The organism is Tistrella sp. (genome assembly GCF_002684955.1).
Taxonomy (GTDB): Bacteria; Pseudomonadota; Alphaproteobacteria; order Tistrellales; family Tistrellaceae; genus Tistrella; species Tistrella mobilis.
This window is the reverse complement of record NZ_NYWI01000021.1, coordinates 47,465-61,916: the sequence shown is the minus strand read 5'-3', so window position 1 is coordinate 61,916 and position 14,452 is coordinate 47,465. Positions and strand designations below refer to the sequence as shown.

General features: G+C 73.7%; 2 protein-coding genes. Both read right to left on the bottom strand.

From position 1 onward, the window contains the following. Window positions 1-4 precede the first annotated feature (4 nt). Window positions 5-5,125, bottom strand: coding sequence for a condensation domain-containing protein (locus CMO28_RS05840; protein ID WP_296711005.1), 5,121 nt, complete (start codon window positions 5,123-5,125; stop codon window positions 5-7). Between the two features lie 24 nt (window positions 5,126-5,149). Then, window positions 5,150-14,443, bottom strand: coding sequence for a non-ribosomal peptide synthetase (locus CMO28_RS05835; RefSeq protein ID WP_322111298.1), 9,294 nt, complete (start codon window positions 14,441-14,443; stop codon window positions 5,150-5,152). Between the last annotated feature and the right edge of the window lie 9 nt (window positions 14,444-14,452).

The window sequence follows — 14,452 nt, the reverse complement described above, 5'->3', positions numbered from 1 at the left end:
TCCCTCACCAGCCGTCGTCATCGGCTGCGGCCGCCATCCCTGCGGCAGTCAGCGCAATGGACGACATCGGCGCGTCGGCTTCAACCGAAAGTCGCATGACCAGTTCGGCGAAGCATGCTCCCATCATCTCGATTCCGGCTGGATCGAACAGGTCGGTGGCGAATTCGAACAACGCCTGTTTGCAATCCTCGGCCTCGGCCCCCTCCGTCACGGGGGCCGGCACCACCGACAGCGTCAGGTCGAACTTCGCGGTGGCGGTATCCGCCTCCAGCGGCGTCAGCTCCAGCCCCGCCACCCGCGGGGTTGCCCGGCCGGCATTCTGCAGCACGAACAGCACCTGGAATACGGGGTTGCGCCCGGGGTCGCGGGCGATGCCCAGCTCTTCCACCAGTCGGTCGAAGGGCAGGTCCTGGCGGGCGAAGGCCTGGCCGGCATCCTCGCGCACGATCGCCACCGCCCGGCGCAGGCTTGCATCTGAAGGTATGCGGCTGCGGATGGCCAGCGTGTTGGCGAAAAAGCCGATCAGCGGCTCCAGCTCGGGCCGGGACCGGGCCGCGACCGGCGTGCCGACCGCGAAATCCTCCTGCCCCGAATAGCGGCCCAGCAGGTGGCGGAAGATCGCCAGCAGCACCATGAACGGGCTCGCCCGCTCCGCCCGCCCCAGCGCCCGCAGCCGGGCCAGCGCCGCAGGGTCCAGCGGCACCGCGATCAGCCCGCCGGCATCGCTGCGCACGGGCGGCCGCGGCCGGTCGGTCGGCAGCACCAGATCGGGCAGCCCCGCCAGCCGGTCGCGCCACCAGCCGGTCAGCGCCTCCAGCCGGCCGCCGGCATAGCGCTGCCGCTGCCAGGCCGCCACATCCGGCATCTGCACCGGCAGCGGTGCCGGGGCCGGCACCTGGCCCGCGGCAAAGCCGGCATAGAACCGCGCCAGCTCGTCCAGGAACACCCCCATCGACCAGCCGTCGGATGCGATGTGGTGCATGGTCACCAGCAGCAGATGCCGCGCCGGCCCCACCGGCACCAGCGCCGCGCGGAAGGGGATATCGCGCGTCAGATCAAAGGGTCTGCGGGCTTCGGCCTCGGCCAGGGCCTGCATGCCCGAAGGCTCGGCCGCCGCGCGGACATCAAGAATGCCTGCGCGTGCTGGCACCACGATCTGGCGTGGTTCTCCATCCCGCACGACACACAGCGTCCGCAGCCCCTCGTGCCGGGCCAGGATCAGGTCGATGCTCCGTGCCAGGGCTGCCCGGTCCAGCGGCCCCGCCACCTCCAGCGCCATCGGCATGTTATATCCGGCGCTGCCCGGCTCCATCTGGTCCAGGAACCAGCAGCGCGCCTGGGCGAAAGACAGCGGCAGCCCGGTTTCCGGCCGGCCGGCATGGGGGATCGGGCCGTCATCGCCAGAGGTCTCGGCCGGCAGGCTGCCGGCGGCGGCGGTGGCCGTCGCGGCGCGGGCGGCCTCGGCCGCATCCACCAGCCCTGCCAGCGCCTCCACCGTCGGATCGTCCAGGAAGGCATCCAGCGGCACCTCGACCTTCAGCCGCTCGGTGATCCGCGACAGAACCTGCGTGGCCAGCAGGGAATGGCCGCCCAGATCATAGAAATCATCCAGCGCGCCCACCCGGTCGATGCCCAGCAGCCGCTGCCAGATCCGCGCCACCTCGCGCTCTGCCGCGGTGCGCGGCGCCACGTAATCCTGCGCCAGCGCCGGCCGGGCATGGGCGCGGTCGGTCTCGGCCAGAAAGGCCCGGGCGCGCAGGGGATCCTGGGCAACCAGCATCCGCAGGTCGTGCTGCGACACCCCGATCAGCGGCGCCGCCTGGCCTGCGGCGCGGCGCATGGCCAGCCGGCCTTCCAGATCGGTCAGACCGTCCGAGATATAGTCGCTCTCGTCGATGCCGGTGCGCTCCGCCCAGCGGGCGAGCGCCGCCACCGACATGCCGCTGTCGCGCCAGTCCGACCAGCGGATCGCGACCGTGGCGCCGGGGCGGGCAGGGTCGGCGGCCCGCGCCCGGGCGAAGGCGTCGATGAACTCGTTCGCCGCCGCATAGCCGACCTGGCCGAACTTCACATGATAGAGCACGGTGCCGAGCGAGGAGCAGAGCAGGAACAGGGTCAGCGGATCGTTCCGCGTTGCCTGGTCGAGCACCAGCGTGCCCTGAAGCTTGGCGGCCATCACCCGGTCGGTGCGCTCCCGCGGGCGGCCGTGGATCACGCCTTCATAATCGGCGAGGCCCGCGGTGTGCAGCAGGGCGGTGATCGGCCCGAAGCGGCGGCGCGCCTCGGCCAGAACCGCCTCGACCGCACCGGCATCGGCCACGTCGGCGGTCGCCACCATCAGCCTCGTGCCGCGGGCGATGATCGCCTGCAGGCGCCGGATGCTGCGGGCGATGCGGCCGGTCTCGCCATTCTCGACCAGCCAGTCCTCCCAGTCTTCGGGGTCGGGGAAGACCGACCGGCCGATCAGCACCAGCGCCCCGCCCGGGGCAAGCTCCGCCACCTCTTCGGCGAAGGCGAGGCCCATGCCGCCCAGCCCGCCGGTGATCACCGTTACCCCGCCCGGCACGAACCGCGCCCGACCATCCCCGGTCAACCGCCGGGGGGCTTCTTCGCCGACGAAGCGCCGGCCGCCGCGCCAGCTGGTCACGCGCGGCGCCTCCGCTCCCTCGGTCAGCTCGGCCAGAAGGATATCGGCCAGCCGCACCGGCGCGGCGGTGCCGGGATCGACCATCCGGCAGAGGATGCGGTCGTATTCCTGCGAAACGATCTTGGCGGCCCCCAGCAGCGGCGCGTGATCGGGCCGGAGATCATTGTCCGTCACCGGCAGCAGCCGGTCGGCCGCCACCAGCAGCCGGCGTTCGGGCCCCGTGCCCGGGCTGCCCAGGGCCTGAAGCAGGTGGAGCAGGGCATGCAGCCCCCGGCTCTGCACCGCGGCGATGGTCTCGACCCCGGCGGCGGGCGCTTCGGCCCCCTCCAGCGCCCAGGCATGAAGGATGGTGCGCGGCTCGGCCTGGAGCGCTGCGACCAGGCTGCGGAACTGGCCCGGATCCGCGGGATCCAGGGTGAAACGGCCCGGCCCCGCCGCGGCGAACGCGCTGCCGGGCGTGACCAGGGTGACGCCGTGGCCGGCCGCCCGCAGCCGATCGGCCAGGATCGCGCTCACCCCCAGCGCGTCGGCCAGGATCAGCACCGGGCCGGTGATGGCGGCATCCGCCGCCTCGGCCTCGACCGAAGGCGGCGGGATTTCGCGACTGACCGGCAGCCAGAACCAGTCGGCCGGATCGGCCAGCCTGGGCGGCAGGGCCAGCGGATCGGCCGCGGTCGGCATGGCGGCGGGGCGCGGGATCTCGTGATGGCCATGTTCGAACGGATAGCCGGGCAGCGGCAGCCGGCGGCGGCCGGGGCCGTAGAGCCGGACGGCATCGATGTCGGCACCCTGCGTCCAGGCGCGGGCGACGGCGCGGAGGAGCGCGGTTTCGTCGCGGCCCTCGACCTCCAGCATCAACATGCCATCGGGGCTGAGGTCCAGGCCAAGGGCCGCCAGACCGGCGGCGACGGCGGCATCGGGGCGGGCGAGCGCCACGGTCACCGGCTGGTCGGGGGCCTGACCGTCGATCGTCTCCATCCCGCCATCCGGCAGCCACAGCAGCACCCGCCGATGCGGCAGACGTGCCCGGCCGGCAAGCAGGGTGAAGCCGGCATCGGCCGTCGCCGGGATCGGGGCCGTGCTCATGCGGTCGAGTGCGGTGGCGGTCGCCGCCGCGAAGCACAGCAGCCGGGCCGGGGCGGCCGGGCGCACGGGGGGCGGCGGGGCCTGTTCGATCACCACATGGGCATTGCTGCCGCCCATGCCGAAGGAGCTGACGCCCGCGCGCCGCGGCCCGGGGATCGCCGGCCAGGGGCTGAGGGCGGTCGCCAGCCGGAAAGGCGTGGCGGCGAGGTCGAGGGCCGGGTTGGGCTGGTCCGCATGCAGGGTGGGCGGCACCATGCCGGCCTCCACCGCCATCACCGCCTTGATCAGGCCGACCACGCCGGCCGCCGCGTTCAGATGGCCCAGATTGCTCTTGATCGAGCCCAGCAGGCACTGCCCGCGCGGCACCTCGGGCCCGAAGGCGCGGGTGAGCGCCTGAACCTCGATCGGGTCGCCGATGGGGGTGCCGGTGCCATGGGCCTCGATCAGGCCGATCTGCTCGGGCGCGATACCGGCCAGCGTCAGCGCCTCGGCGATCACCTCGGCCTGGCCCTCGACACCCGGGGCGGTGAAGCCGATCCGGGCGGCTCCGTCGTTGTTGGTGGCAGAGCCGCGGATCACCGCATGGATATGGTCGCCATCCTCCAGCGCATCGACCAGCCGCTTCAGCACCACCATGCCGCCGCCCGAGGCGGGCACGGTGCCGGCGGCATCGGCCGCGAAGGCCCGGCAACGGCCGTCGGGGCTCAGGATCATGCCGGGGGCGTACCAATAGCCCGCAGGTGCCGGCAGGTCGATCGAGGCGCCGCCGGCCAGCGCCATCCGGCATTCGCCGGCAATCAGCGCCTGCACCGCCAGATGCACCGCCACCAGCGAGGTCGAACAGGCGGTCTGAACGTCCACCGCCGGGCCGCGCAGATCCAGTTCATAGGCGATGCGCGTCACCAGGCTGTCGCCTGAATTGGCGAGCACTGCCTCGAAGGGTGTGGCGAGATCGGCCGCCGCGGGATTGTTGAGCAGATGGGTCAGCAGATAGGTGCTGATGCCGGCGCCGGCATAGACGGCGGTGCGGCCCTGGCCCTCGGTCGCCCGGGGGGGCTGGCCGGCGCGTTCCAGCGCTTCCCAGGCCAGTTCCAGCAGCAGCCGCGCCTGCGGGTCGATCAGCGCCGCCTCTCGCGGGGCATGGCCGAACAGCCCGGCATCGAAACCGAAGGGATCGGCCAGCAGCCCCTTGCGCCGCACCCAGCGCGGATCGTCGATGCCGTCATCGGCAGGCAGATCGGCGATGCCCTCGCGCCCCTCGGCCAGCAGCTGCGCCAGCGCCTCGGGCCCGTCGGCGCCGGGCACGCGACAGGCCATGCCGATGATCGCGATGTCGGTGGGCGACGGCGCGGTCCCGGCATTGGTCATGCTGTGGTCGTCGGCGGGGATCATCGGCAGGGGCCTTCGGATCGGGGTTCAGGGTCTGCGGCGGCGGGCGGCAAGACGGCTGCGGCCGTCCAGGCGATCGGCGGCGGCGCCCGGCCGGGCGGGTGCCGTCGGCATCGCGCCCTCGTCGATCCGCCGGGCCAGATCGGCCAGGGTCGGGGCGGCGAAGAAGTCGGTCATGGCCAGGGTCACCCCCAGCCCCTCGGCGATGCGGGCACGCAGATCGACCAGCAGCAGCGAATGGCCGCCGACATCGAAGAAGTTGTCGGCCGGCCCGAACGTGCGATGGCCGAGCAGGGCGGCCCAGATCGCCGCCAGCCGGTCGATGGTGCCGTCACCGGTCGCCGCCACGGGGGCCGCTGCGGCCGGCGGCGGTGCCAGCAGACGGGCGGTGTCGATCTTGCCGTTGGCGGTGACCGGCAGGCTGTCGAGCACCAGCACCGCCGAGGGCACCATCCAGCGCGGCAGGAGGCCGCGGAGGGCGGTTGCAACTGCCTCCGGGGTGGCGGTGCCGGTTGCGTAGAGCACCAGCCGGGGCGTGTCGTCGTCCCGGCGCAGCATCGCATGGGCCTGGGCCACGCCCGGAACGGTCTGCGCCGCGGCGGCGATTTCTCCGGGCTCGATGCGATGGCCGCGCAGCTTGATCTGGCCGTCGCGGCGGCCCAGATAGCGGAGCCTGCCTCGGGCATCGCGCACCACCCGGTCGCCGGTGCGGTAGAGACGCGCCCCCGGGGTGGTGGCGAACGGGTCGGGCACGAAGGCCAGCGCCGTGCGCACCGGATCGCCCGGATAGCCATGGGCAAGGCCGGCGCCGCCCAGGCAGAGTTCCCCGGGCACGCCATCGGGCAGCGGCCGGAGATGGCGGTCCAGAATCTGCGCGGTGGTGTCGGCGATCGGCCGGCCGATCGGGGCGGCATCGATCGCCACATCGTCGATGTCGAAGACGGTGGCGAAGGTCGTGGTCTCGGTGGGGCCGTAGATATTGGCGAAGCGGGTGGCGGGACAGGCGGCCGCCGCCGCCCGGATCCAGCGCATCTGCATCGCCTCGCCGCCGGTCAGCACCCGCCCGATGCCGGCAAAGGCCTGGGGGGCACGCTCGGCGATGCGGTTGAACAGGGCGGTGGTCAGGAAGACGAGAGTGACGCCGGCTTGCGTCAGTTCATCGGCCAGCCGGGCCGGATCGGCCAGCACCGGCTGATCGACCAGATGCAGCCGGGCACCGTTGAGCAGCGCCCCCCAGATTTCGAAGGTCGCCGCGTCGAAGGACGGGTTGGAGATGTGCGGGATCACCGTCTCGGGCCCGATCGTGGCATAGCCGCCGGCGATCGCACGGGCCATCACCGCCCGCCAGGGCACCGCAATCGGCTTGGGCCGGCCGGTGGAGCCCGAGGTGAACATCAGATAGGCCACGGCCTCCGGCGATACCGGTCCGTCGGGCGCGGGTGCAGGGGTGCCATGCTGATCGACCCGGCCATCCGGGCCGATCCGAACGATCTGTCCAAGGCCGGCCGCCCAGTCGGGCAGGGGGGCGGTTCGGGGCAGGATCAGCGCCTCCAGCCCGCCATCCCGGGCGATGATCGCCTGACGCTCGGCCGGATAGGCGGGATCGATCGGCACATAGGCGGCGCCCGCCAGCATGATCGCGAGCGTCGCCACGATGCTTTCGACCGAGCGTTCGGCATAGAGCCCGACATGGGCGCCGGGGCGGAGCCCCCGGGCTGTCAGCCCGCGGGCGAGCCTGTCGGCGCGGTCGAGCAGATCGGCATAGCCGATCCGGGTGCCGTCGGCATGGCTGATGGCGATCGCCTGCGGGCGGGCCGCCACGACGGCGCGGAACGCCGCAGCCGGGCCGGCAGGCCGCGGGCCCGATGCGGGGGCGGCCGGGGCCGGGTCGCCGATCGGCAGCTGCGCGACCGGCCGGTCGGGCGCCGCGATCAGGGCGGCCAGCAGCCGGGCATAGCCGGTGGCCAGGCGGTCGATGGTTGCCGCTTCGAACAGGTCGGTGTCGTATTCGATCAACCCGTCCAGCCCGCCATCCGCACGGTCGGTCAGGATCAGGGTGAGATCGGTGCGGGCGCCGGCCATGGGTGCCGGCAGCAGCTCTGCGGCCAGATCGGGGCCCATGTCGAGCCCGTGGGCGGCCAGACGTTCATGGCCGAACATGGTCTGGAAGACCGGCGTGCGCGCCGGATCGCGCGGCGGCGCCAGCCGGTCGATCAGCCGGTCGAGCGGCAGCGGCCGCGCGGCCAGCGCGGCGCGCATCCCGGCCGCCAGCCGGTCGATCAGCCCGGCCCCGCTGACCTGGCCGAGATCCACCGCCAGCACCAGGGTTTCGACCAGCAGGCCGACGGTCTCGGCGGTCTCGGGCGCCAGGCGTTCTGCGGCCGGCAGACCGATGGCGAAGCGGTCGGCCTGGGCAAGGCCGCCGAGCAGGGCCGCCTGGGCCGCCGCCAGCACCACGGCGGTCGTCGTGCCCCGGGCGGTGGCAAGGCTGCGGGCCGCCTCTGCCAGGGTGGCGGGCAGGGTGAACCCGTGGCAGGCGCCCAGGCCGCGACGGATGTCGGGTCTGGGCCGGTCGGTCGGCAGGTCCAGCACCGGCAGCCCGGCCAGGGCCGTGGCGCGCCGGTCCAGCGCCGCATCCACCGCCGCCATCCGCCGGGGATCGGCCTCGGCGGCACCCAGATCGGCCGATCCGATCACCACCGGCGGCAGGTCGGTATCGCCCTGATAGAGCGCGCCCAGATCGCGCGCCAGCAGACCGACCGACCAGCCGTCACCCGCGACATGGTGCAGGCAGGCGACCAGGACATGATCCTGCCGCCCACGCCGCAGCAGGGTGCAACGGAAGGCGGGCTCGTTCGCCAGATCGAAGGGTCGGGCGAGTTCGGCCCGGATCCATTCGGCCGCATCCTCGGGCTCGACCACGGCCAGCGGCTGCGGTGCCGCGGGCGCCACCAGCTGGACCGGCTGGCCGGCCACGGTCGGGAAGCGCGACCGCAGCGCCTCGTGCCGGGCGATGAGCCCGTCGATCGCCGCCTGCAGCCGGGCGAGGTCGAGAGGGCCGGTCAGGCCGAGCAGCAGCGGGATGGTGTGCGCCGGGCCGGGGGCGGCCTCGTTCAGGAACAGCATCCGGCGCTGGGCGGCCGACAGCGGCAGCGGCCGGCCGTCGCGCGGCACCGGGCGCAGCGGCGGCAGGCCATCGCTGCCGGCCAGGCCCTCGATCCTGTCGGCCTGGGCTTCGAGGCTGGTGGCGGCGAAGAGGGTCGGCCAGTCCAGGGTGACGCCGAATTCCCGCGCGATCCGGTGGGCGAGGCGGGCGAGCAGCAGCGAATGGCCGCCGAGGGCGAAGAAATCATCACGGCGGCCGGGTGCCGGCACGCCCAGCAGCTCTTCCCAGATCCGGGCCAGCCGGGCTTCGGTCGCCGTGGCGGGCGCTGCACCGCCGCTGCCGGTGACCGGTGAGGGGTCGGGCAGGGCGGCAAGGTCGAGCTTGCCGTTGCGGGTGAGCGGCAGCGCCGTCACCGGCATGATCGCGGAGGGGACCATCCAGTCGGGCAGCCGGGCCTTCAGATGGTCGCGCAGATCTTCCGGGACCTCGTCGGCCAGGATCCAGGCCACCAGCCGCAATTCCCCATCCGCGCCGCCGGCACGGGCCGCCACCGCGGCATCGGCGATGGCCGGATGGGCGATGAGGGCCGCGCGGATTTCGGCCGGTTCGATCCGGAAACCGCGGATCTTCACCTGGGCGTCGATCCGCCCCAGATGATCGAGCCGGCCATCGCTGCGCCAGCGGCCGAGATCGCCGCTGCGATAGAGCCGGGTGCCGTCGGCGGTGGTGATGAAACGCTCGGCCGTCAGATCGTCGCGGCCCAGATAGCCGCGGGCGAGGCCGCGGCCGCCGACATGGATTTCCCCCGCCGCCCCGATCGGCACCGGGCGCCCCTGATGGTCGAGCAGTTGCAGGGAGAGATCGGGGATCGGCACGCCGATCGGCGCCGTGCCGGTTTCAGCGGCGTGGGGCGCGCGGATCCGGGCATGGGTGACATGAACGGTGGTTTCGGTGATGCCGTACATATTGACCAGCGCCGGGCGGTCGTCGCCATGGCGGGCGAACCAGCCGGCAAGGCTTGCGGCATCCAGGGCCTCGCCGCCGAAGATCACCAGACGCAGCGCATCGAGTGCCGGGCCGGCCGGGATGCTTGCCGCCAGGGCATCGGCCGCGTCGAGGGCTGCGAAGGCGCTCGGCGTCTGGTTCAGCACCGTCACGCCTTCATGCGCCAGCAGGCGATGGAAGCCGGCCGGGTCGCGGGCCTGGTCGTGATCGACGATCACCAGCCGGCCGCCGGTTGCGAGCGGCCCCCAGATCTCCCAGACCGAGAAGTCGAAGGCGGGGGAGTGGAACAGGGTCCAGACGTCCCCGGGTCCGAAATCGAACCAGGGCCGGGTGGCATCGATCAGCCGGGCGAGATTGCCGAGGGTGACGACGACGCCCTTGGGCGTGCCGGTGGATCCCGAGGTGTAGATGACATAGGCGGGCTGATCCCGCCAGTCCGCGGCGGGTTGGGGCAGCGGGGGGAGCAGGGGGCCGGTGCCGGTGACGGCGGCGACATCCAGCCGCAGCGCCGGGGCGCCGGCCAGGTCGTGAAGACGGCCGAGCCCCGCCATATCCGCAAGCACCGCCCGCGGCCGGGCATGGCCCAGAACCGCGGCGATGCGGGCATCGGGATAGACCGGGTCGAGCGGCAGATAGGCGCCGCCGGCCAGGTGGATGCCGACCATGGCCGCGACCAGTTCGGGGCAGCGCGGCATCAGCAGGGCGACGAGATCATCCTTGCCCACACCTGCCGCAACCAGCCGGGCGGCGACCCGGCGGGCGGCGGTGTCGAGCCAGACACGATCCAGCCGGCGATCGCCATGGATCAGCGCCGGCCCCCCGGCCCCATGGTCGGCAAGGCGCAGATGCAATGGCCGGTCGTCATCGGCAACCGGTGCCGGATCCCCGGCGAAGCCGGCCGCGATCGCCGCCGCGCCGCGGCCCTCAGACCAGTCGGCGATCAGCCGGCGCTCGGCCGCATCCAGCACGTCGACCGTGGCCAGCCGGGCCAGGGGATCCCGGGTGAGGCCGGCCAGCGCGGTCAGCATCTGGCAGAGCAGCCGGTCGGCTGCCCCGGCATCGACCAGCCCCGGATCATAGGCGATGTCGACCGCGAAGCCGTCGCCCGGCAGCACGGTGACGGTCAGCGGATATTCGGTGCGGCCCTCATAGACGGTGTCGGCGACATCCAGCACCGGCGGGGTGGCGGCATCGCCCTTCAGCGCCTCGGCGACCGGGTAGTTTTCAAAGGCGAGGATGGTTTCGAACAGCGGCCGGCGCTGCTCTCCCGGCAGGGCCCAGCGCTGGACCAGGCCCAGGGGGGCGGCCTCGAAGGCGGTGGCGGCGCGGCGGCTTTCCTGAAGCTCGGCCAGCCAGTCGCCGATGCGGCGGGCGGGATCGATCCGCACGCGCACGGCGACGGTGTTGATGAACAGGCCGACCATGCGTTCGACCTCTGCCACCGCCTCGGGCCGGCCCGAGACCGTGGTGCCGAAGACGACGTCGTCGCGGTCGCCATGGCGGGCCAGCACCATCGCCCAGGCGGCCTGGGCGATGGTGGCCGGCGTCACCTTCAGCAGCCGGGCGGCCTCTATGATCCGTGCCGCCGCCGGGGCCGGCAGGCGGCCGGTGACGTGGCGGCGTTCCGCCGTCGCCGTGCCGCCGGGGCGGGCCGCGGGCAGCGGCTGCGGTTCGGGCAGGGTGTCGAGGGCGGCGCGCCAATAGGTCTCTTCGGCCAGCGGATCGCGGGCGGCGAGCCAGGCGGCGAAGCGGGCGAGCGGGGCGGCCGGCGCCAGATCCGGCGTTGCGCCGCGGCTGAGGGCGGCATAGGCGGCCAGCACCTCTTCCAGCACCCGGAAGGTCGACCAGCCGTCGAGCAGGGCGTGGTGGAAGCTCCAGACCAGCACGATGTCGCCCGCCCCGACATCTTCATCAGAGCCGGCATCCCCGGGCAACCGGTGCAGGGCCAGGCGCCAGGGGCAGGCCCGGGCGGCATCGAAGCGGGTGGCCCGGTCGCGGGCAAGTGCGGCATCGAGCGCCGCTTCGGCCGCGGCCGGTGCAAGCGCCCGATGGTCGCAGGTCGTGATCTCGGGGCTGTGGTGTCGCGCGACCACCACCAGCGGCCGCTCCAGCCCCTCGTGCAGGATCAGCGAGCGCAGCGCCTGGTGGCGGGCGGTGACCAGATCCCAGGCGCGGGCCAGGGCCCCGGTGTCGACGGGCGGGCGCAGGCGGAAGGCGAATTGTTCGACATAGAGCGCCGCCCCCTCGGCCGGGCCGCGCGCGCCCTGCAGCAGCAGGCCGTGCTGAAGTGCCGTTGCCGGCCAGGCGGGTTCCACCGCCTCTGCCGGGATCGGCAGCCGGGCGAGCAGGCCATCGAGGCCCGGCTGATCCAGCCCGGCGAGCGGCAGATCCGAGGGCGTCAGCCCGGCGGCATCGGCCGCCATACAGGCATCGACCAGGGCGCCGAGTTCGGCCACCACATCATCGGCCAGCCGCTCCATACGGGCGGCGGCGATGCGGTCGCCGGGCCAGGTGATCTCGACCCGGAGCCGCCCCGCCATCACCGCGGCACCGATGGTCAGCGCATGCAGGCGCTGCGCCGCCGGGCTTTGCAGCGGCCCGACCGGTTCAGGTGCCGCGGCCAGCAGGCCGCCGCCATCGAGTGCGGCATCGACCTGGCCCAGATAGTTGAAGGCGATCTCGGGCGCGGGTGGCGGGGTCTCGATCCGCCCGGCGCGGATGAGCGGGCCGAAGCCGGCGCCCCGGCGCGGCACGGCGCGGAGCGTGTCCTTGATCCGGGCGAGGCTGGCCCGGGGCGGCTCGGCCGGATCGACGATCAGCGCCACCGGGTGAATGGCGGTGAACCAGCCGGTGATCCGGGCGGGATCGAGACCCGGCACCAGATCCTCGCGGCCATGGCCTTCGCGGTCGATCAGCAGGGTGACCGGGCCGGGGGCGGTGGCCGGGGCGGTGGCCGTCAGCCGGGCCAGCGCGCGGGCGACGGCCGCGGTGATGATCTCCGCCGCCTCGGTGCGCAGGGCCCGGTTGGCGGCGCGCAGCAGCCGGTCGGTGCGGGTCTCGTCGAGCGCGCGATGGGTGGCGCGGGCGCGCCCGACCAGATCGGGGGCTGCCGGGTCGTCGACCGGCAGGCCCGCGGCCGAGGTCGCGGCGCGGGCGACCGCCTGCCAGTGCGGGATCTCGTCGTCTAAGGCGCCGCGCGCGGCCCGATCGGCCAGTGCCGCCGCCCAGCGGGTGAAGGAGGGGGCCGGCGCCGGATCGCTGCCGCCCCCCGCCAGCAACTCGCGCAGTTCGTCGAGCAGCAGCCGCCACGAGACCGCGTCGATCACCAGGTGATGGGCGACGATCAGCAGGCGGTCGGCATCAGCACCGGTCCGGTAGCGCACCACCCTGAGCAGCGGGCCGCGGGCGAGGTCGAGCCCCGCCTGCACCCGGGCGGCATGGGGGCTCCAGTCCTCCCCGCGGGTGTCGACGCTCTCGAACAGCGCGGCGCCCTCGACCGGCCCTGCCTGCTGCATCATCCGGCCGCTGCCATCGGGGGCGAAGCGCAGGCGCAGCGCATCATGGCGGCCGGCAAGGGTCCGCATGGCGGCGCGGATGGCCGCGTCCTCGGTTCCGGCCGGCAGGGTCAGCAGGATCGCCTGGTTGAAGTGATGCGGGTCCACCGGTTCCCGGTCCAGGAACCAGGCCTGAACGGGGGTGAGCGGTACGGCGCCGTCGACCGGCAGGCAGGCATCGCGGCCGGCATCGGTTTCGGCGCGGGCGTCCAGCGCCCCGGCCAGGTCCGCCAGGGTCTGATGGGCGAAGAGGTCGCGGACGGCGAGCGGCAGCCCGGCCTTGCGGGCGCGGGAGGCGACCTGGATCGACAGGATCGAATCGCCGCCGGCCTCGAAGAAATTCTCGTGACGGCCGATGGCGGCCACGCCCAGCACTTCGCACCAGATCCGGGAGAGGGTCGCCTCGGTGGCGCCGGCGGGGGCGGTCGTGGTCTCGGGGGCGGCGGTCTGCCGGGTGGCGAGCCGTGCCAGCAACGCGGCCCGATCCAGCTTGCCGTTGGGGGTGAGCGGGAGCCGGTCGAGCAGCCTGATCTCGGCTGGAACCAGGGCTTCGGGCAGGCGGCGGCGCAGATGGTCACGCAGGCGGCGGATCATGCGCCGGTCGGCACCGGCGGCCAGCGGGTCGTTGATCGGGCTGCGCGCCGGCATCGACCGCCAGGGCGTCCAGAGCGGCGGGCGCGGATCTTCGGCCGCGGCGGCGGGTTCGATCAGCACATGCATCAGGGCCGGATCCTCGGCCCAGGTGATGCGCAGGGCGACGCCGGCTTCATCGGCGATCGACCAGAGGGTTTCGGGATCCACGGCATCCTGCGCCGCTTCGGCTGCGGCCGCGGCGATGTCGCCCGCCGTGGCATGGCGGCCGTCCAGCCGGTCGGCTGCCGCCATGTCGGCGGCCGTGCGGGCATTGGGCAGGTCCAGGATCTCGATCCGGCCCCCCTCTGCCGCCACCCGCGCACAGAGGGCGGGGAAATCGGGGCCGTCCGCCCAGGTCATCTGCCGGTCGGGCACCAGCGGCGCCCGGGCCGCACCCTTGAACAGGGAGACGTCATAGCGGAAGCGGGTCATCTCGTTGCGGTCGCGGCCACGCTTCAGCCGGATGTCCACCCCCGCCACACCGGGCAGGGCCGCGGCGCGGGTCAGGAACCAGGCCGGGTCGATCAGCAGCTCTTTCTCGGCCGCCAGCGCATCGGCGATGCGGGCTGAGAGCGCCTCCGCCGGGGTGGCGGCGGGGGCCTGATGCAGGGCGATCGAGGTCTGGAAACCGCGCTCGACATGGGCGGCGCGGATGTCGCCGGCAAAGAGCGCGCCGTCGGGCGCGATGGCATCGAGCGCGCCGCGCAGCACCCGCAGCAGATAGTCCTCGCCCGGGAAATACTGGATGACCGAATTGATGACGATCGCATCCCAGGGGCCCGCCGGCCGGTCGGCCATGTCGTCGGCGGCGCGGCGCTCCAGCGTGACGTGATCGATGCCGCTTCGGGCCAGATCGGCCGTCAGATGCGCGATCGCCTCGGCGGAGAAGTCGGTGGCATGGTAGCGGCGGCGGCGCGGTGCCAGCTTCCAGAGCAGCAGACCGCTGCCGCAGCCGATTTCCCAGACCGTCTCTCCGCCCAGCCGGTCGATGGCGGTGACGGTGGCATCGCGCCAGGCGGCCATTTCGGGCGC

Excerpts from the sequence above, each read along its gene's own strand:
- CMO28_RS05840 (WP_296711005.1), bottom strand. The coding sequence starts at position 5,125 with ATGATCCCCGCCGACGACCACAGCATGACCAATGCCGGGACCGCGCCG.
- CMO28_RS05835 (WP_322111298.1), bottom strand. The coding sequence starts at position 14,443 with ATGGCCGCCTGGCGCGATGCCACCGTCACCGCCATCGACCGGCTGGGC.